General features: G+C 71.1%; 17 protein-coding genes, 1 tRNA gene and 1 pseudogene. 5 read left to right on the top strand and 14 right to left on the bottom strand.

Annotation, left to right across the window (positions count from 1 at the left end):
- Positions 1-78: 78 nt before the first annotated feature.
- Positions 79-152: transfer RNA gene (locus tag R4Z63_RS21860), tRNA-Met, on the bottom strand.
- Positions 153-204: 52 nt separating this feature from the next.
- Entirely contained in the window at positions 205-3,084 is a 2,880-nt protein-coding gene (locus R4Z63_RS21855) for a UPF0182 family membrane protein (RefSeq protein WP_052030311.1), read from the bottom strand.
- Between the two features lie 131 nt (positions 3,085-3,215).
- Between R4Z63_RS21855 and R4Z63_RS21850 the strand changes: the two genes are divergently transcribed.
- Positions 3,216-3,812: a PPA1309 family protein gene (locus tag R4Z63_RS21850; RefSeq protein ID WP_384453114.1), complete on the top strand. Its 597-nt coding sequence runs from the start codon at positions 3,216-3,218 to the stop codon at positions 3,810-3,812.
- A 46-nt stretch (positions 3,813-3,858) separates the two neighbouring features.
- Here the strand turns inward: R4Z63_RS21850 and R4Z63_RS21845 are convergent, their stop codons facing one another.
- The 4 genes from R4Z63_RS21845 to R4Z63_RS21830 all read right to left on the bottom strand — a co-directional run bounded on the left by R4Z63_RS21845 (position 3,859) and on the right by R4Z63_RS21830 (position 7,205).
- Positions 3,859-4,950 carry a YlbL family protein gene (locus tag R4Z63_RS21845; protein ID WP_037919608.1) on the bottom strand — a complete coding sequence of 364 codons (1,092 nt, stop codon included), beginning with the start codon at positions 4,948-4,950 and terminating at the stop codon, positions 3,859-3,861.
- A 132-nt stretch (positions 4,951-5,082) separates the two neighbouring features.
- The gene (locus R4Z63_RS21840; protein WP_037919606.1) at positions 5,083-5,298 is read right to left on the bottom strand and encodes a hypothetical protein; all 216 of its coding nucleotides are present in this window, start codon (positions 5,296-5,298) and stop codon (positions 5,083-5,085) included.
- Positions 5,299-5,464: 166 nt separating this feature from the next.
- Positions 5,465-5,926 (bottom strand): molybdenum cofactor biosynthesis protein MoaE, encoded by a 462-nt coding sequence (locus R4Z63_RS21835; protein WP_384453110.1) that lies wholly within the window; start codon positions 5,924-5,926, stop codon positions 5,465-5,467.
- A gap of 100 nt (positions 5,927-6,026) precedes the next feature.
- The gene (locus tag R4Z63_RS21830; protein WP_384453107.1) at positions 6,027-7,205 is read right to left on the bottom strand and encodes an SDR family oxidoreductase; all 1,179 of its coding nucleotides are present in this window, start codon (positions 7,203-7,205) and stop codon (positions 6,027-6,029) included.
- A 193-nt stretch (positions 7,206-7,398) separates the two neighbouring features.
- On the opposite strand from R4Z63_RS21830, the gene R4Z63_RS21825 reads away from it, so the two are divergent.
- Positions 7,399-8,817, top strand: a complete 1,419-nt coding sequence (locus R4Z63_RS21825; RefSeq protein WP_037919602.1) for a zinc-dependent metalloprotease — start codon at positions 7,399-7,401, stop codon at positions 8,815-8,817.
- Positions 8,814-9,352 (top strand): annotated as a pseudogene (locus R4Z63_RS21820) (NUDIX hydrolase). Before R4Z63_RS21825 ends, R4Z63_RS21820 begins: the two are co-directional and overlap by 4 nt.
- 79 nt (positions 9,353-9,431) lie before the next feature.
- Here R4Z63_RS21820 and R4Z63_RS21815 read toward each other — a convergent pair.
- From R4Z63_RS21815 to R4Z63_RS21800, 4 genes are all read right to left on the bottom strand, one after another.
- Complete coding sequence (locus tag R4Z63_RS21815) at positions 9,432-10,187, bottom strand: AIM24 family protein (protein ID WP_384453102.1); 756 nt, start codon at positions 10,185-10,187, stop codon at positions 9,432-9,434.
- A gap of 17 nt (positions 10,188-10,204) precedes the next feature.
- Complete coding sequence (locus tag R4Z63_RS21810) at positions 10,205-10,885, bottom strand: AIM24 family protein (RefSeq protein ID WP_384453120.1); 681 nt, start codon at positions 10,883-10,885, stop codon at positions 10,205-10,207.
- 20 nt (positions 10,886-10,905) lie between these two features.
- Positions 10,906-12,528, bottom strand: coding sequence for a TerD family protein (locus R4Z63_RS21805; protein WP_384453099.1), 1,623 nt, complete (start codon positions 12,526-12,528; stop codon positions 10,906-10,908).
- 173 nt (positions 12,529-12,701) lie between these two features.
- Positions 12,702-13,241 (bottom strand): M48 metallopeptidase family protein, encoded by a 540-nt coding sequence (locus R4Z63_RS21800; RefSeq protein ID WP_052030310.1) that lies wholly within the window; start codon positions 13,239-13,241, stop codon positions 12,702-12,704.
- 220 nt (positions 13,242-13,461) lie between these two features.
- Between R4Z63_RS21800 and R4Z63_RS21795 the strand changes: the two genes are divergently transcribed.
- The gene (locus tag R4Z63_RS21795; RefSeq protein WP_384453096.1) at positions 13,462-14,616 is read left to right on the top strand and encodes a ThiF family adenylyltransferase; all 1,155 of its coding nucleotides are present in this window, start codon (positions 13,462-13,464) and stop codon (positions 14,614-14,616) included.
- A 74-nt stretch (positions 14,617-14,690) separates the two neighbouring features.
- Positions 14,691-16,019 carry an ABC1 kinase family protein gene (locus R4Z63_RS21790; RefSeq protein ID WP_384453093.1) on the top strand — a complete coding sequence of 443 codons (1,329 nt, stop codon included), beginning with the start codon at positions 14,691-14,693 and terminating at the stop codon, positions 16,017-16,019.
- Between the two features lie 12 nt (positions 16,020-16,031).
- Here R4Z63_RS21790 and R4Z63_RS21785 read toward each other — a convergent pair whose 3' ends face one another.
- The 4 genes from R4Z63_RS21785 to R4Z63_RS21770 form a co-directional block, all read right to left on the bottom strand.
- Positions 16,032-16,241, bottom strand: a complete 210-nt coding sequence (locus R4Z63_RS21785; RefSeq protein WP_037919579.1) for a hypothetical protein — start codon at positions 16,239-16,241, stop codon at positions 16,032-16,034.
- A gap of 99 nt (positions 16,242-16,340) precedes the next feature.
- Positions 16,341-16,670, bottom strand: a complete 330-nt coding sequence (locus tag R4Z63_RS21780; RefSeq protein WP_037919577.1) for a putative WhiB-interacting protein — start codon at positions 16,668-16,670, stop codon at positions 16,341-16,343.
- On the bottom strand, positions 16,667-17,038 hold the full coding sequence (locus R4Z63_RS21775) for a WhiB family transcriptional regulator (RefSeq protein ID WP_037919572.1): 372 nt from the start codon (positions 17,036-17,038) through the stop codon (positions 16,667-16,669). The genes R4Z63_RS21780 and R4Z63_RS21775 overlap by 4 nt, the downstream gene beginning before the upstream one ends.
- A gap of 183 nt (positions 17,039-17,221) precedes the next feature.
- Positions 17,222-17,533 carry a hypothetical protein gene (locus tag R4Z63_RS21770; RefSeq protein ID WP_037920017.1) on the bottom strand — a complete coding sequence of 104 codons (312 nt, stop codon included), beginning with the start codon at positions 17,531-17,533 and terminating at the stop codon, positions 17,222-17,224.
- Positions 17,534-17,679: the final 146 nt, after the last annotated feature.

Genomic DNA, 17,679 nt, shown 5'->3' with positions numbered 1-17,679 from the left:
CACCCACCCCAGCTACCGCGTGTCCCGTCCGGACATGACGAAGGCCCGGATCCCATGGATCCGGGCCTTCGTCTTCAGTAGCGGGGACAGGATTTGAACCTGCGACCTCTGGGTTATGAGCCCAGCGAGCTACCGAGCTGCTCCACCCCGCGTCGGTGAAACCACAGTATCACGACGCGGGACGGAGCCCTCACCCATTGATCATCAACCGCCCGCGGGAGGGGGCGTGGCCTTCGCCTCCGCCTCGATCGCCCGCTTCAGCGCGGCCTTGATGTCGTCCTGGGCCTTGCCGAAGGCCGCCCAGTCACCAGCCTGCCGGGCCTTCTCGGCCTCCTCGATCGCCTTCTGGGCGTCGGAGAGGGCCGCCTTGACCGTCGGGTCCTGGTTGGTCGGCGGCGTGACGGTGCCCTCACCCGGCGGCTGGGCCGGCGGAACCGGTGTGGTCGGGGCCTCGGCCCCGAAGACCACGTTCAGCGCCTTCTCCAAGGTGTCCTCGAAGGCCGTCTGGCCGCCATAGGTCACGAGGACCTTGCGCAGCAGCGGGTACTTCAGCCCGGAGCTGCGGACGTACACCGGCTCCACGTAGAGCATGCCGCCGTCGAGCGGCACCGCGAGCAGGTTGCCGTATTCGATCTCCGAGTCGCCACCGCGCAGCAGGCGGATGGACTCGGCGATCTTCGGCTCCGACTGGAACTTGCTCTGCACCTGGCCGGGGCCGTCCGGCGGCTTGCTCGTCGGCATCTTCAGAATTCTGATCTTGCCGTAGTCCTGCGTCGTCGGATCGGCGTTGACCGCCATGAAGGCGCTCAGGTTGGGCCGCTCGTTCGGCGTGAACGTCGTGGTGAGCGAGAAGACCTGGTCCTTCTCCTTCTGGCCCGGCATCTTCATCGACAGGTAGTACGGCGGAACCGCCGTGCCGGCCTTGGTCGTCGGGTCGTCCGGGACGGCCCAGGCCTCACTGCCACTGAGGAAGGTCTGCGGGTCGGTGACGTGGTACCGGGTCAGCAGCTCCCGCTGGACCTTGAAGAGGTCCTGCGGGTAGCGGAGGTGCTCCATGAGCGGCTCGTCGATCTCGCTCTTGGGCTTGACCGTGCCCGGGAACGCCTTCATCCAGGTCTTCAGGACCGGGTCCTCGGTGTCCCACTGGTACAGGTCCACCGAGCCGTCGTAGGCGTCGACGGTGACCTTCACCGAGTTGCGGATGTAGTTGACCTGGTTCTCCTGGGCCACGACGGCCCGCTGGCTGTTGGTGAGCGAGTCCGCGGTGCTCTGCCCCAGCGTGGTGCGCGAGGCGTACGGGTAGCCGTTGGTGGTCGTGTACGCGTCGACGATCCACTTGATCCGGCCCTCGACCACGGCCGGATAGGGCGCGCCGTCGATGGTCAGCCACGGGGCGACGGCCTCGACGCGCTCCTTGGGCGTGCGGTTGTACAGGATCCGCGAACCCTCGCCGATGGCGCCCGAGTACAGGATCTGCGGCTCGTTGAAGGTCAGCGCGTAGGCGGCCCGGTTGACGGGGTTGTCGAGGTTGACGCCGGAGCCGCCCGTGTAGCTGGTCTCCTTCTCGCCGTTGTCGTCGGAGTAGTCGAGCTCCTTCTGCGGTCCGCCGACGATCGAGTACTGCTTCGTCTGCTCGCCGTAGTAGATCCGCTGCTCGAAGTCCGTGCCGAACATGCCCTTGGAGGGGAGGTCGGACTGGGTGAAGTCGGGGGCGCCCTGGTCGCCGACGGTGGTGCCCTTGGCCGCGACCACGCCGTAGCCGTGCGTGTACTTGAAGTGGTCGTTGATCCAGTTGTTCTTCGGGATGCCGCCGATGTTCAGCTCGCGCAGTCCGATGACCGTGTCCTGGCCGCTGTACCGGTCCACGGCCAGCGTGGACGGGAAGGCGTAGTAGCCCTTGACCTGCTGGAGCTGCTGGAAGGCCGGCGAGACGATGTTCGGGTCGAGGAGCCGGATGCTCGCGGTGGAGTCGGCCTGCGAACGCAGCTTGGTACGGTCCGCCGTCTGCGAGACGCCCGGGTAGTCGGTGACCTCGGAGCCGGCGATCCCGTAGGCCTCGCGCGTCGCCTTGATGTTCTTCTGGACGTACGGGGATTCCTTGGCCTGCTCGTTCGGCTGGACCTGGAACTTCTGCACGATCGCCGGGTAGAGCCCGCCGATCAGGATGGCCGAGAGCACCATCAGGCCGAAGCCGATCACCGGCAGCTGCCAGGTGCGGCGCCACAGCGTCGCGAAGAACAGCACGGCGCAGATCGCGGCGATGGCCACCAGGATCGTCTTCGCCGGCAGGTAGGCGTTCGCGTCGACGTACCGCAGACCGGTCCAGTTGTCGGCGGCCTTGAAGTCACTGGACTTCACGGCGAGCCCGTAGCGGTCGAGCCAGTACGCGACCGCCTTGAGCGTGACGAAGAGGCCCAGCAGCACCGACAGGTGGCCGGTCGCGGCGGCGGTGGCCCGGGCGCCCGGGCTCGTCACGCGCAGTCCGCCGTACAGGTAGTGCACGACGGTCGCGGCGATCACCGACAGCACGACGGCGGCGAAGCCGAAGCCGAGCAGGAAGCGGTACCAGGGCAGGTCGAAGGTGTAGAACGACACGTCCATCCGGAACTGGGGGTCCTTCGTGCCGAAGGGCACCCCGTTCACGTACATGAGCCAGGTCTTCCACTGGCCGGCCGCCGAGGCTCCGGCGATCAGGCCGACGAGCACCGAGATGCCCAGGAGCAGCCACTTCTTGTACGGGGCGATGCTCATCCGGTAGCGGTCGAGGCTCTGCTGTTCCATCGACATCGCGCTGAGCGGCGGCCGCAGCCGGTGCGCCAGCCAGATGTTCAGCCCGACCGCGCCCGTCATCAGCAGCCCGAAGACGCTGAAGAGGCCGATCTTGGTCCACAGCGTGGTGGTGAAGACACTGGAGTACTTCACGGAGCGGAACCAGAGCCAGTCCGTCCAGAAGCCGGCGAACATGATGAAGAGCATTCCCAGGACGGCCAGCACGCCCAAGGTCATGAGAAGAGTGCGAGCACGCCGGGAGGGGCGTCCGACTCTCATCCGTGGCCCGGAAGGGCCTCCGCCGCGGTCCGGCATCTGGAAAGCCAAGGTGCGCACCTCGAAAGTCGCTGAGTACTGGTATGGATCGGACCCCCGATCGTAGAGCCCATTCATGCAACTTACTGAGGCCCCGGTCAGTTCCCGGTATGGGTCGGAAAGGAGGCAGGATGTTGTCCATGTCCAACGTTTCGCCTTCCCCCACGCCGTCCGACGAGCCGACTCCGCCGACGGCCCCCATGGCGGCCAGTCCGCTGACCCGCGCCTGTCTCGAGATCGACGAGTACGCCGCCGGCCTCGGCTGGGACAAGCCCGCGCGGCTGTTCGCGCTGGTCGACACCGCCCGGCTCAAGAAGCAGGAGCCGCGCCTGGCCTCCCAGCTCGGCCTCGACGCGGACGACGCCGGCAAGAGCTCCCTCACCCCGATCGAGCAGGACACCGTCCCGTCCGGAACCCCGCTCGACACGTTCCTGGGCACCATCGCCTGGCCCGACGCCGTCATCGGGTGTGCGCTGACCGTCGAGCGCCTGATGCTGCCGCCGTCCGCGGAGGCCTCCGTACCGGAGGGCCTGAGCGACAAGCAGCTGGCGAAGTGGGTCGCCGGGCATCCGGAGCGGCAGGAGGTCCGGATCACCGTGGCCGTCCTGCGCGACGGCTCGCGCGAGTCAGCTGTACGACTGCGCGAGAAGGACTCCGCGACGGAGGTCCTCACCGGCGGGGGCCTGGTGCCGGGACTGGCCGAGGCCCTGGCCGCGACCTTCGCCTAGGGTCCGTCACCGCCGGACGGACCCCGGCCCCGGGGAGGGCGACCGGTCAGGGCTTGGCGCCGCACTGCGGCAGCCCGGCCGTGTCCCCCTTGCCGATCTTCTGCAACGACTTCATGGCGTCGTCGATGGTGGAGACCTTCACCAGCGTCAGCCCGTCCGGCACGTTGGATGCCGCGGAGGCGCAGTTGTCGGCAGGAGTGAGGAAGTACTCCGCACCGGCCTTGCGGGCGCCGATGGTCTTCATCTGGATGCCGCCGATCGGACCGACCTTGCCGGCGTCGTCGATGGTGCCGGTGCCCGCGACGAACTTTCCGCCGGTCAGGTCCTCCGGAGTCAGCTTGTCGACGATGCCCAGCGCGAACATCAGCCCGGCGCTCGGGCCGCCCACGTCGGCGAGCTTGATGTCGATGGTGAACGGGAAGGTGTGGTCGGAGCCGGCCCGGATGCCGACGATGGCGCGGCCGTCGCCCTCCGCCTTGCCGGTGGTGATGGTGACCTTGGAGGTGCCTGCGGGCTCGCGGCCGGCCTTCGCGGCCGCCGCGGCGTCGGCGGCGGGCACGATGGTGAACTCGACCGGTTCGCCGGGCTTGCGCTTGGTGACGAGCTTGGCCACGTCCTCGGGGGCGGTGACGGGGGCGCCGTCCACGGCCTTGACCACGTCACCGGCGTGCAGCAGGCCCTCGGAGGGGCTGTCCTTGACCACGGAGGCGACGATCACCCGGGCGGTGACCGGGATGTCGAGCTGCCGGAGCGCCGCGACCTTGGCGCTCTGCTGGGACTGGCTGAACTCCTCGGCGTTCTCCTGGGTGGACTCCGCGTCGGTCTTGCCGTTCGGGTAGAGGTTCTCGTGCGGGACGACGATGTTGTCGCCCGCCAGCCACCCGTAGACGGCTTCCACCAGATTCATGTCGTAGTCGGCGCCCGTGACGCGGACCGTCGTCATGTTGAGGTGACCGCTGGTCGGGTACGTCTTGCGCCCCGAGATGCTGAGGACGGGCTCACCGTGCGAGTCCCCGAGCGTGTTCACGGTCGGGCCGGGGCTCATCTCGGAGTACGGGACCTTGATGAAGACCCCCGCGCAGAGCAGCGCGAACAGCACCAGGGTGGAGGCGAGCATCGTCGCGGTGCGGCGTGGCATGGATCCGACAGTACGGGACGGCCCCGGCGAGCGGCCCTCGGGGCCGGTCCGTACGGGGTTCGTCGGCGAAACTCTCAGCGGAATCTCACGGTGCGGGGGCGGGGTGGACGCCCCGCGCCGGGTCGGATCGCGTCAGACGGTGTCGGAGGCGGAAGCGGCCTCGGCCTTCGCCCTGACCTGATCCGCGCTGCCGTGACCCTGGCCGTTGCCCATGGCTTCGCGGAACCGCGCGTAGCCCGCGAGCTCGGATATGTCGCCCTGCGTGCGGTCCCGTGCCGCCCAGCTGCCCCATATCGCCGCGCCGATCGCGGCGAACAGCGGAATCAGCAACCACGCCAGAGATCCCATGGGCGCGCCTCCCTGCCCCGAAGTGCGTTTCGTTGGTGGCTTCAACGCTCGTGCCCATGGGGGGGTTACGCAAATCGAGGGCGTGTTGCGCGGCCGATCGGGTGTGAGGGTATCCGCCCGACGATCACGCTCCGCGACCGGGGTCGGCCGACCGGGGCCGACGGCGTCAGCAGGCGCCGACCCACTCCTCCGAGCCGTCCGCGAAGGTCTGGTGCTTCCAGATCGGGACCTCGTGCTTGAGGTCGTCGATCAGCATCCGGCAGGCCTCGAAGGCCTCGCCGCGGTGCGGGCAGGAGACCGCGACCACCACGGCCAGGTCACCGACGGCCAGGTCGCCCACGCGGTGCACGGCGGCCAGGGCGCGGACCGGGTACTTGGCCACGACGCGCTCGGCGATCCGGCGCATCTCGGCCTCCGCCGTCGGGTGGCAGGAGTAGCCGAGCGCATCGACGTCGGCCCCGCCGTCGTGGTTGCGCACCGTGCCGACGAAGAGCGTCGTACCGCCCGTGGCGTCGTCGCCGACGGCCTGGAAGACCTCGTCGATCGAGAGCGGGGTGTCGCGGATCGCGAGCAGCCGGACGGGGTCCTGGGCGGCCTGCTCGCCGGGGTGGTCGAAGTGCGGTGCCATACCGTCCATCGTGCCCCAGCCGCCGACCCGGCGGAATAGCTGATTCGCCCGGCCCGCGGTGCCGGCCTTGGGAGCCTCCTACAGGACCGCCGCCGCGGGATCAGATCCCGCGGCGCTTGCGGGCCAGCCGGACCGCCGCGGCCGCGCCGAGCAGGGCCACCGTCGCGCCCGCCGCACCGGCGGCCGTGGCGGCGTCCCTGCGGCCCAGCCGGCGGCCGGCGACGGTGTGGCGGCCCGCGACCTCCTGGAGGAGTTCGGCGAGGACTTCCTCGTTGGTCCAGCGCGGCCGCCAGCCGGCCGCGTGCAGCCCGCTGACGCTGACCACCCAGGGGTGCATCGTGTACGCCAGGTCCCCGGCCGGGGACGGGGTCAGGCCGATGCGGTGCAGGCGGGCCGCCGCGCCCAGCGCGACCGCCGAGGGCAGTTCCATCCGGCGGATGCCGCTCAGCTCCTCGACCTCCTCCTGCTCCAGCCACCCCTCGCAGCCCACGGCCAGCTCGCCCTCGACCTTCTCCAGGGCCGCGTACTCCAGGGCACTGACCAGGTCCTCCACGTGGCAGAACTGCCAGGTGGGCCGGGATCCCGCGACGACGAGCAGGCGCGGGGACTCGAAGTACCGGGTCAGGGCGGTGTCGGTACCGCCGACGAGCACCGCGGGGCGGACCACGGTGACGTTGAGCCCGGGGTGGGCGCGGGGGGCCCGTCGACCGAGCCGTTCGATCTCCAACAGGTCGCCGACACCGGTCGCCTCGGCGGTGGCCCGCAGCTCGGAGTCCTCCGACAGCGGGATGTCGTTGTCGGGCAGGGCCCCGTAGACCATGGCGGAGGTGCACAGCACCACCCGGTGCACGCCGGCCGCGGCGGCGGCCGTGAGGACGGTCTGGGTCCCGCGCACGTTGTATGCCGTACGGGCCGCCGGGTCCGTCTCCAGGTCGAGGTCGAGGGCGAGGTGGACGACGACGTCCGCGCCGCGCAGCTTCTCGGCGATCGCGGGGTCCCGTACGTCGAGTACGTGCCACTGCGCGTCCGCGCAGTCGCCTCGCCGCTCGTCGATGGCCACGACCTGCCTGACCTCGTCGGAGGCGGCGAGGCGGGTCACGAGGGCTGCACCGACGCCCGAGGCGGCGCCGGTCACGGCGATCACGGGGCTGGGCCGACGGGGGCCTTCCGGGTTTCGCGGCTGGCGAACGCCGGGGGCGCCGTCGCCGTGCTCGGGGCGGTCGTCGTCCTGCGTCGCGCGGCTGCGCTTATCCGAAACGTGCGGATCTGGGGAACTCACCGGGCGTCTCCAGCGGTTGTCTTCAGTAGGGACGCGCCGTGACGCGGCCCCACCAGGTGATGTCCATCCTGCCGCAGCCCAGGAGTCGGCGGAGCACCGAGCCCGGATGCGGGCTCCGGTGTCTACGCTGGGTGGTGTTGTCGGACCATTGCCCGTCGGCACCCGCCGACGGCCCTACGAGCCGAGGAAACCCGTGAGCGACACCCCATTCGGATTCGGCCTTCCGCCGGAGGAGCCGGACAACGGCGACGAAGGCAAGAAGAAGGGCAACCAGGGCGGTCAGGGCGGCCCTGCGAATCCCTTCGGGTTCCCCGGCATGGGGCTGCCGGGCGCCGGTGCCCCCGGCGGCGCGGACAATCCGTTCGCCGCGATGTTCGGTTCCATGAACCCGAACGACCTCGGTGCGGCCTTCCAGCAGCTCGGCCAGATGCTCAGCTACGAGGGCGGTCCCGTGAACTGGGACATGGCCAAGGACATCGCCCGCCGGACCGTCGCGCAGGGCACGGCGGACGGCGTGAAGGACACCAGCGTCGGCATCGCCGAGAAGTCGGCCGTCGAGGAGGCCGTGCGCCTGGCCGACCACTGGCTGGACGGCGTGACCTCGCTGCCCTCCGGTGCCACCACGGCAGTGGCGTGGAGCCGCGCCGAGTGGGTCGAGGCCACCCTCCCGGTGTGGAAGGAGCTCGTGGACCCGGTCGCCGAGCGCGTCGGCGCGGCCATGGGCAGCGTGCTGCCCGAAGAGATGCAGGCCATGGCGGGCCCGCTGCTGGGCATGATGCGCTCCATGGGCGGGGCCATGTTCGGCCAGCAGATCGGCCAGGCCGTCGGCGTCCTCGCCGGCGAGGTCGTCGGCTCCACCGACATCGGGCTGCCCCTGGGCCCGGCGGGCAAGGCCGCGCTGCTCCCGCTGAACATCGAGGGCTTCGGCCGGGATCTGGGCGTGCCCTCGGACGAGGTGCGGCTGTACCTGGCGCTGCGCGAGGCGGCCCACGCCCGGCTCTTCGCGCACGTCCCGTGGCTGCGCTCGCACCTGTTCGGAGCCGTCGAGGGCTACGCGCGCGGGATCAAGGTGGACACCTCGAAGCTGGAGGACGTGGTCGGGCAGCTGGACCCGTCCAACCCGGAGCAGCTGCAGGAAGTCCTGCAGGGCGGCATGTTCCAGCCGCAGGACACTCCCGAGCAGAAGGCCGCCCTGGCCCGCCTGGAGACGGCGCTCGCGCTGGTCGAGGGCTGGGTCGACGCGGTGGTGCACGAGGCCGCCAAGCCCCGGCTGGCCTCGGCGGACGCGATGCGCGAGACCATGCGCCGGCGCCGCGCCTCGGGTGGCCCGGCGGAGCAGACCTTCGCGACACTGATCGGCCTGGAGCTGCGCCCGCGCCGCCTGCGCGACGCCTCGCGCCTGTGGGCCTCGCTGACCGACGCGCGCGGGGTGGACGGCCGCGACGGCCTGTGGGAACACCCGGACATGCTGCCGACGGCCTCCGACCTCGACGATCCGGACGGCTTCGTGCACCGCGAGCAGCTGGACTTCTCCGAGATCGACAAGATGCTCGGCGAGGCGGCCGAGAAGCGCGGTCAGCAGGGCGACGGCGAGGGCGAAGAGAACAAGTGAGCCTCCACGACGACGCGGCTTTGGTCCTGAAGGGCTACGAGGACCAGAGCGAGCTGCGCGACCTGTACCTGGCACATCTGGCCGCCCATCCGGACGGGGTCTACAAGCCCTGCGAGGCGGGGCACGTCACGGGCAGCGCGCTCGTGATCGACCCGGTGGGCGGACGGGTCCTACTGACCCTGCACAAGAAGCTGGGGTTGTGGCTGCAGATGGGCGGCCACTGCGAGCCCGGTGACACGACCCTGGCGGACGTGGCCCTGCGCGAGGCCCGCGAGGAGTCCGGCATCGAGCACGGGCTGACCCTGGTGCCCGGCGGTCCGGTGCGCCTGGACCGGCATCCCATCCCGGCGCCCTGCAACTGGCACCTGGACGTGCAGTACGCGGCACTGGCCCCGGCCGACGCCGTGGCGGAGATCAGCGAGGAGTCACTGGACCTGCGCTGGTTCCCGTACCAGGAGGTGGCCTCGGTGGCCGACACCTCGGTGGTCCTGCTGCGCTGGAGGCGGCCCGTGCGCGGCTCGCCGCGGCGGGCTGAGCCCGCGGGCTGCCCAGCGGCATGACGAGGGGGCGGTCCCGTGCGGCCGTGCGGAGCCGCCCCCCTCCGCCGTACCGGATCAGTTCCAGCCGTTGCTGTGGTTCTGGGCGTGGACGCCCTGCTGGCCCATCCCGAACTGCGCGGCGAGGCCCTGTCCGACCTGCGCGTTCTGCGGCGGCAGCGCCTCGCTGGGCTGCACCAGCGCGATGCCCGTGCCGAGGAAGCTGAGCTCCCAGCCCTCGCCGGTGTTGCCGCGGCGCCGCCAGACACCGCTGGAGTGCGTCTGGGCCTGCATCTGCACCCGCAGCGAAGTGGACCAGGCGACGATGGCGTCCGCGTCGACGTTGACGTACTTGTCGGGCGTGACGTGCATCATCAGCGGCTGCCCGGAAGTCATCAGGGCGACCTTGCCGTGGCCGGAGATGTTGAGCTGGTACTTGCCGGATCCGGAGATCCCGTACTGGCTGTCCACCGCGATGACCTCGGTGTGCAGGGTCGAGTCCAGGGCCAGGACGTAGCTGCTGTCGACCGTCAGGCCCTCCTGCTCGACGTCCACGACGTGGACGTGCTGGGCCAGGTTGGCGAGGTAGACCGTGCCCTGCCCGGAGCAGCGCATGAGGTCCAGGCCCTCACCGGTGCGGCGGCGGGCGCCCCGCTGGTTGCTGCTCTGGTACTCGCCGTCGAAGTCGATCAGCCCCTGGTAGGCGACCATCGCGCCCTTGCGGGCGAGTACGTCGTCGGAGCCCGTCAGGGAGACCCGCAGCAGCTGCGGGTTCTGGACGGTGTACCGGTCCTGGGACTGCGCCTCGGCGTGGGCGAAAAGTGCGCTCTGCATGATGTGTACGCTCCCCCTCAGCCCCGGACCCGGAGCCGGTCGGTGCTGTCCTCGCTGGGCTGTACGACGACGATGCCCTGGCCGGAGAAGGCCATCTGGTAGGCCTCTCCACTGCCCCGGCCGATCATGGACGAGGCCTTGAAACTGCGCTTGCCCTTGACCTTCAGGTTCGGCGACCAGGCGACGAGCGCGTCGGGGTCGACGTACGTCTCGTCCTCGCCGCGGCCGCAGTCGACCACGATCGGAGTGCCGCGCGAGGTCAGCGCGACCCAGCCGGTGCCCGCGACCTGGACGTTGAACAGGCCCTGGCCGGCGAACTTCGCCAAACCCTTGACCCGCTCGACGCCCCACTGGAGGTGCGCGTCAAAGGCGAGGAGGTTCGTGCCGTTGACCGACAGCGCGTCGTTGTTGAGATGGATGACGACGATGTCGGCGCCGTAGTCGGCGAGGTACAGGAGACCGTCGCCGGTGCACTTCATCAGGGGTGTGCTCTCGCCCGTGACCCACTGCGATGCCATCTGGCGGACGGCCGGGGGGTTCGGCTCGTACTGCACGAAGCCCTCGTAGGCGACCATCGAGCCGGTGCGGGCGAAGAGGTCCTGGCCGCTCTGCATGGCGACCTTGAGCATCGACGGCCCGTGGTTTTCCATGCGGGTCGTCACCGGGGTCGGGGCGAAGCCCACGAGCTGCTGGTTCATTGCGTTCATGCCGGGCTCCCTCAGACCTCGTACGGCTGGACGACGATGAAGTTTCCGGGAGCGCCGCGGAACTGGAGGTTCACGGTCTCCCCGCTGTGGCCGGGGTAGGCGTTGCGCCGCAGCCGGACCTGGCTGGACAGGATCACCTGCGAGGCGGCCGACCACGCCACGATGGCGTTGCTGTCCGCGAAGGTGGTCGGGGTGACGGGCAGGACGACCGGGACACCGTGGGTCTTGACGACCACCGTGCCGGTGCCCTGGAACTGCAGGGTGAACAGCGCGCCGCCGGGGATGCCGTGGCCCTCGATCCGGCGGACCTCGTGCTGGAGGGACTCGTCGAAGGCGAGGACATTCTCCGCGGAGACGCAGATGGCGTCGCCCTGGAGCTCGATGGTGTGCAGGTGGGCACCGTTCTCGGCGAGGAAGACCTGGCCGCGGCCGGTGCAGCGCATCAGCTGCATCTCCTGGCCCGTGGCGTTGCCGACGATGCGACCGGCGAATCCGGCGCCCTTGTAGGCGAAGTCGACCTTGCCCTGGTAGAGGACCATGCTGCCCTGGCGGGCAAGGACGGCCTGGCCGCCCATCGAAAGGTCGACGCGTACGAGCTGCTGGTTCTGCGCGGTCCAGCGGGAGCCGGTCGGGGCCTCCTTGTACGGCTGGAGCGCCGCGGCGAGGCCGGCCGCCGGGGCGGCGGTCTGCGGGGCGTAGCCGGGCTGCTGGCCTGGGACCTGGCCGAAGCCCGGCTGCTGACCGTAGGGGGCGGGGGCCGGGGCCGGCGGCGGCACCTGGCCCGGGTACTGGCCGGGGACCTGGCCGTACGAGGGCTGCTGCGGCGGCTGGCCGTAGGGCGCGGGAGCCTGCGGGGCGAGCGGCGCGGCTATGGTCGGCGCGGCGTGCACCGGGGCGGGGGCCGGGGCGGGGGCCGCGTGCTGCGGGTACTGCGGCGGCTGCGGGGCGGACGGTGCGGGGGCGGGCGCGCCGAACGTCGGTGCAGGCGCCGGGGCCGGGACGGGGGCGGGGGCGCCGAAGGACGGCGCGGGGGCCGGGGCGGCCGCCTGCGGCGGCGGGGCGAAGCCGGGGGCTACGGCCGCCGGGGCCTGCTCCTGCGGCTGCTCCTCGGCGACCTCTCCGCCGAAGTTCTTCAGGAGGGCCTCCAGCCCGCCGTCGAAGCCCTGCCCGACGGCGGCGAAGCGCCACACGTCCTTGCGGTAGAAGTCGCCCAGCATCACGGCCCGCTCGGTGCTGAACTCCGAGCCGGTGAAGGAGTACCGGACGACCTCTTCGCCACCGGCCACGATCCGGATGTAGCCCGGGCCGATCTGCGACATCTGTCCGGCGCCGTCGATGCTGGCGGTGAAGGACAGCTTGTGGAGGGACGCCGGAACGCGGTCCAGGGTCACCCGGAAGGATTCCGTGTCACCGGCCTGCGCACCGAGCAGCTGAATGGACTCTTCCGGCGACGTGGGCTGGTTGAAGAAGACGAAGTAGCGGTCGTCCGAAAGCCGTTCGTCGGCGTCCAGACCGAAACAGCTGATGTCGAGGGTGAGTCCGGGCCCGGCGATCTGGACGCCCACGTACAGATCGGTGCCCGCTGTGAGATCACTGACCTTGGCCTTGTGGCCGCGCTGGAATTCCCTTGCCATGCGTAACGACGTCCCCCATCCCGACTGAGCATTCGTGTCGCTCAGGCTAACGGCATACGGCGGCATCCGACCAAGCCGGTACCAACCCGGTACAGATCACGGAGTGCAACACCACGGGTGGTGCGGGGTGGGTCCGCGGCCCGGTCCCGGACGGGCCGCTCCGGTGGGCCGGGTCACTCCTCGCGGGCGGCGGGCACCTGCGGCAGGCGCTCGGCCGCGACCACGCCCTCCAGGTAGCCCCGGGCCCGCTCGGTGCGCGGGTACGCCTCCAGCAGCTGCCAGAAACGGGGGCCGTGGCCGGGCACGAGGAGGTGGGCCAGCTCGTGCAGGAGCACGTAGTCGACGACGTACTCCGGCATGCCCTGGAGGCGGTGCGAGAGCCGGATGCTGCCTTCGGCCGGGGTGCACGAGCCCCAGCGGGTGTTCTGGTTGGTGACCCAGCGGACCGAGCGGGGGCGGGCGCGGCCGTCGAAGTACTGCTCGGACAAACGCTCGGCGCGTTCGGTGAGTTCCGCGTCCCCGAGGGTGCGCTTGCTCTCCTGGGCGGCCAGCTTGTCGAGCATGACGCCCACCCAGCGCTGCTCCTCGGCCTCGGACATCCGGGCAGGGATCAGGACGACCGTACGATCACCCTCGCGATAGGCGGATACGGTCCTGCGGCGGCGCGCGCTCCGGCGGACTTCGACGGCGCGCGGCGGTGGGTCGGCGGACACGCCACGACGTTACCCGGTGTCGGCGGCGGAAGTCCCGCGCGTCCGGGGTTCGAACACGGGCGGTTCGTCGTCGAACCCGAAAGGCATTCCTCTTCATCCCATATGCCGAACACCTCGTACCTGTGGACAACTTTCTGCGCGGTATCCGACGGAGGGGCATTGTTGCCGGGGAGCGAGAAATGGGACCGAGCTCGTTCGCACGGATATCGAGGGAGCGTTCATGTTTCCGAGGGTGAAGCCCGCGCTGGCGCGGGCCTGGCGCGATCTGCAGACGGTGCAGTTCGGGGTGACTCCGGCACACGCGGTGGTGCTCGGGCCCGTGGACACGGCTACGGGTGCGCTCATCGACCGAATCGACGGGACGCGGGGGATGGGTCTGCTGCGGGCCGAGGCCACCCGGATGGGGCTGCCGGAGGGGCTGGCCGACGCACTGGTCCGACGGCTGGCGGGGGCCGGTCTGCTCGACGACGCCACCGCGGGCGGGCCGCGGGCGCAGGCCCTGCGCAGCCATCCGGAGGCGCTGGAGCGACTGGGCCCGGACCTGGGTTCCCTCTCCCTGGTTCACCGCGAGCCCGGCGGGGACCTGCGGGGGGTCGCGGCGCGCCGGGCGATACGGGTCCGGGTGCGCGGGAGCGGCCGGGTGGGTTCGGTGATCGCGGCCGTCCTGGCGGGAGCCGGTGTGGGGCGGGTCGACGTGCTCGACGGGGGGCGGGTGGAGCCGGCCGACGTGGCGCCCGGCGGCCTGGGTCCCGCGAGCGTGGGCCGGATGCGGGCCGGGGCCGCGGCCTCGGTGGTCCGCTCCGCAGCACCCGGTCCGGGTCCGCGGGCCGGAGCGGAGGAGGGTCCGGAACCCGGGCTGGCCCTGGTCGTGGTCGCGCCGAGGGACGGGCTGCATGCCTGGGCGCCGGATCCGGACACCGCGGCCGACTGGGTCGCCTCCGGGATTCCGCACCTGTACGCGGGGGTGTTGGAGGGGACGGGGCTGGTGGGGCCGCTGGTGCTGCCGGGCACGACGGCGTGCGCCGGGTGCATGGAGCGCGACCGGGTGGACCGGGACGCAGCCTGGCCGAGGATGCTCGTGCAGTGGCGCTCGTCGCACCGCCGCCGCGGGAGCGCCGCCTGCGACCTGGGCCTGTCCACGGCGGTGGCCGGGCTGGCAGCAGCCCATGCGCTCGCCTTCCTCGACGGGCAGCTGCCCGCCTCCGCGGGCTCCCGCTGGGAGGCCGCCCTGCCCGGCCTTCACTGGGAGCCGACGGCGGTCCGCCCCCACCCCGACTGCCCCTGCGGGGCGGCCCCGGAGCCCGCAGGGCGACTCCGGTCGGCCGGGCGGACCACGGGAAGAGGATCGGGAGCGGACCCGCCCGGAGGGCCGTGACAGGATGCTCCGGACCGGAGGGCTTCTGCCGAACCGCCGCTCGCGGCTCAGCTGCCCGGGAAATGGAGGGGCGCATGTCTGATCTTCCCCGGAAGGCGGTCACCCGCACCGTCAAGCTGGCCGCGTTGCCGATCGGCATCGCGGGACGGGTCACCTGGGGGCTGGGCAAGCGGATCGGTGGCAAGTCCGCCGAGATCGTGGCGCGCGAGCTCCAGCAGCGCACAGCCGAACAGTTGTTCCGCACGCTCGGGGAACTGAAGGGCGGCGCGATGAAGTTCGGGCAGGCACTTTCGGTCTTCGAGTCGGCGCTGCCCGAGGAGGTCGCGGGGCCCTACCGGGCGGCGCTGACCAAGCTCCAGGAGGCGGCCCCGCCGCTGCCCGCGACGACGGTGCACCAGGTACTGACGGACCGTCTGGGGACGGACTGGCAGGACCTTTTCGAGGAGTTCGAGGACGAGCCGGCGGCGGCCGCCTCGATCGGGCAGGTGCACCGGGCGGTGTGGCACGACGGCCGTCAGGTGGCGGTCAAGGTCCAGTACCCGGGGGCCGGTGAGGCGCTGCTATCGGACCTGAAGCAGCTGGGCCGGTTCGCGGGGCTGCTGGGCCCGCTGGTTCCCGGCATGGAGATCAAGCCGCTGATCAAGGAGTTGCGCGACCGGGTGGCGGAGGAGCTCGACTACGAGCTGGAGGCCGAGGCCCAGCGGACACACGCCGACGCCTTCGTGGACGACCCCGATGTGATCGTCCCGGACGTGGTGCACCAGGGCGACCAGGTGCTCGTGACCGAATGGCTGGACGGGACCCCGCTGTCGGAGGTGATCGCCGACGGCACCGAGCAGGAGCGCGACCGCGCGGGGCAGTTGCTGGCCCGGTTCCTCTTCTCCGGTCCCGCACGCACGGGCCTGCTGCACGCCGATCCGCATCCGGGCAACTTCCGGCTGATACCGGGGGCGGACGGCCGGATGCGGCTGGGCGTCCTGGACTTCGGCACGGTCGACCGGCTGCCCGGGGGCTGGCCCAGGCCGATCGGCAGGTCCCTGCGGATGACGCTGGACGGCGACGCCGAGGGGGTTTACGGCCACCTGCGCGCCGAGGGGTTCGTGAAGGACACCGTCGCCCTGGAACCGGACGCCGTCCTGGACTATCTGAAGCCGATCATCGAGCCGGCCGAGGCCGAGGAGTTCACCTTCACCCGGCCGTGGCTGCGCGGCCAGGCGGCACGGATCGCCGATCCGCGCTCCCCCGCTCACCAGTTGGGCCGACAGATCAACCTGCCGCCCTCGTACCTGCTGATCCACCGGGTAACGCTGAGCACCATCGGCGTGCTGTGCCAGCTGGGCGCTACCGTGCGACTGCGCGACGAACTGGACACCTGGCTGCCCGGGTTCGCGTCGGCCGAATGACGGCTTCGGCCGTCACCACCAGGAGGAGTCGAGCCTTCCCTCGATGGCCCTGAGGTTGGCGCGGGCGCACTCGACGCAGAAGTACTCCCTGGTCCCGTTCTCCACCGAACAGGTCCAGGTGGGCGGGGCTCCGCCGGGGGACCGTCTGCCGCAGCGCGCGCAGACGACGACGGGCTGGGCCTCGGATCCCGACGGGTCGGGTTGGGGAGTCGGCGTGTCCACCTCCGGACGATACATCCGCCGGGGGTGGCCGGGCCCGCGCAACGCCCCGGGGGGACCGGTCCGTTCGGACCGGTCCCCCCGGGGAGTGGCTTTCAGCTCTCAGTGCATGACGGCCATGGCCAGTGCGCGCCGGGCGCGCATCGAGACGCGCTCGGCCCGCCGCTGCATGCGGCGCGCGGCGACCAGGCGGACGGCGTGACGCTCGGCGTCCGCCTCACGCATGCGGTCGTCCATATGGGCGCGAGCCAGGGCTTCTGGGATGAGTTGCATTTCTCGGGTCCTGTTCTGACGCGAGGTGATCGCGCCGGTGGTGATGAAGTCTGCGTGGGCGGCGCCGTGGGGCTGCTCGCTCGTGGTGTGGGCGGTCATGAGGGCCTGCTTCAGGGGGTCGTGCGTGAGGGGGCGGTCGATGGTTCCGATGGCGGTCATGCCGAGACAACCGGGTTCTTGCGCGGACGGCCACGGGGGCGCTTCCGGGCTACGACGACACCCTGGACGAAGAGCTCGCCACCCCACACACCCCAGGGCTCGCGGCGCTCGACCGCTCCGGCGAGGCAGGCCTCGACCAGCGGGCAGGTACGGCAGAGGGACTTGGCGTACTCGACGTCGGCCGGGGACTCAGCGAAGAAGACCTCGGGGTCGAAGGTGCGGCAGGGAACCGGGACGCCGAGGTTCTCGATGGCGTCGTCGAGCGCGGTGAGCGCGGTGAGCGGGGTCAAGGCGTGGTCCTCCGGGACTGCGGGCGGGGAGATCGTTTGGGTCTGCGGTACGGACGGGGCGTGCGCTTCGAGTTGCACGGTGGTTTCTTCCTCGTCTTGTGCGGCTAGGCGTTCCGGCCGGTCGGCCGGGTTCGGCTGGTACCTGGTTCTGCCAGTCCCGAGGCCCCTTCTCTGCTGTAGCCCCCGGTCGGGGACAAACAGAAGGGCCGCGGATCCCGGGTGGGGTTCCGCGGCCCTGAAGGCGCCGGCCTGATCATGCGATCAGGCTGGATCACTCCAGGGTTCGAGCCCGCGGAAGGCCCACATCAGGTGGTACTGCTGCTTCGTCTGCTTCGTCAGGGATCCGGCACCGGCCGCGGCGGCGAATCCGTAGGCGCCATGCGCCTGGGCTTCTGCTGCCAGTACTGCCACCGGTGCCTGGGTCGGTCGCTCGTTGCGCTCACTGATCGCAAGGGTCGCGAGCAGGGCGGGGCGGCCGGCGGAAATCGCGGACGCACCGGTGCCCAGAGCGGAGACGGAACCGAGCAGGCAGGAGGCATCAACCGAGCGATCGGTCATTTTGGTGAAGGTCATGAAGCTGGTCACTGGTCTCGCCTCCTCTCGGCGTCTCGGGGACCCGGCCCGAGGGCCTGTCCCATGCGTATTCGGATAAGTACAGCACGGATCCGGGGCTTCGGAGAAGCCACCGTTTCCGTTGCTAAGAACCTATGGGTCTTCGC

The sequence above is a fragment of the Streptomyces sp. PL-29 genome (genome assembly GCF_058344425.1).
The sequence above is the reverse complement of the archived record's forward strand: the minus strand, read 5'-3'. Positions and strand labels throughout refer to the sequence as shown.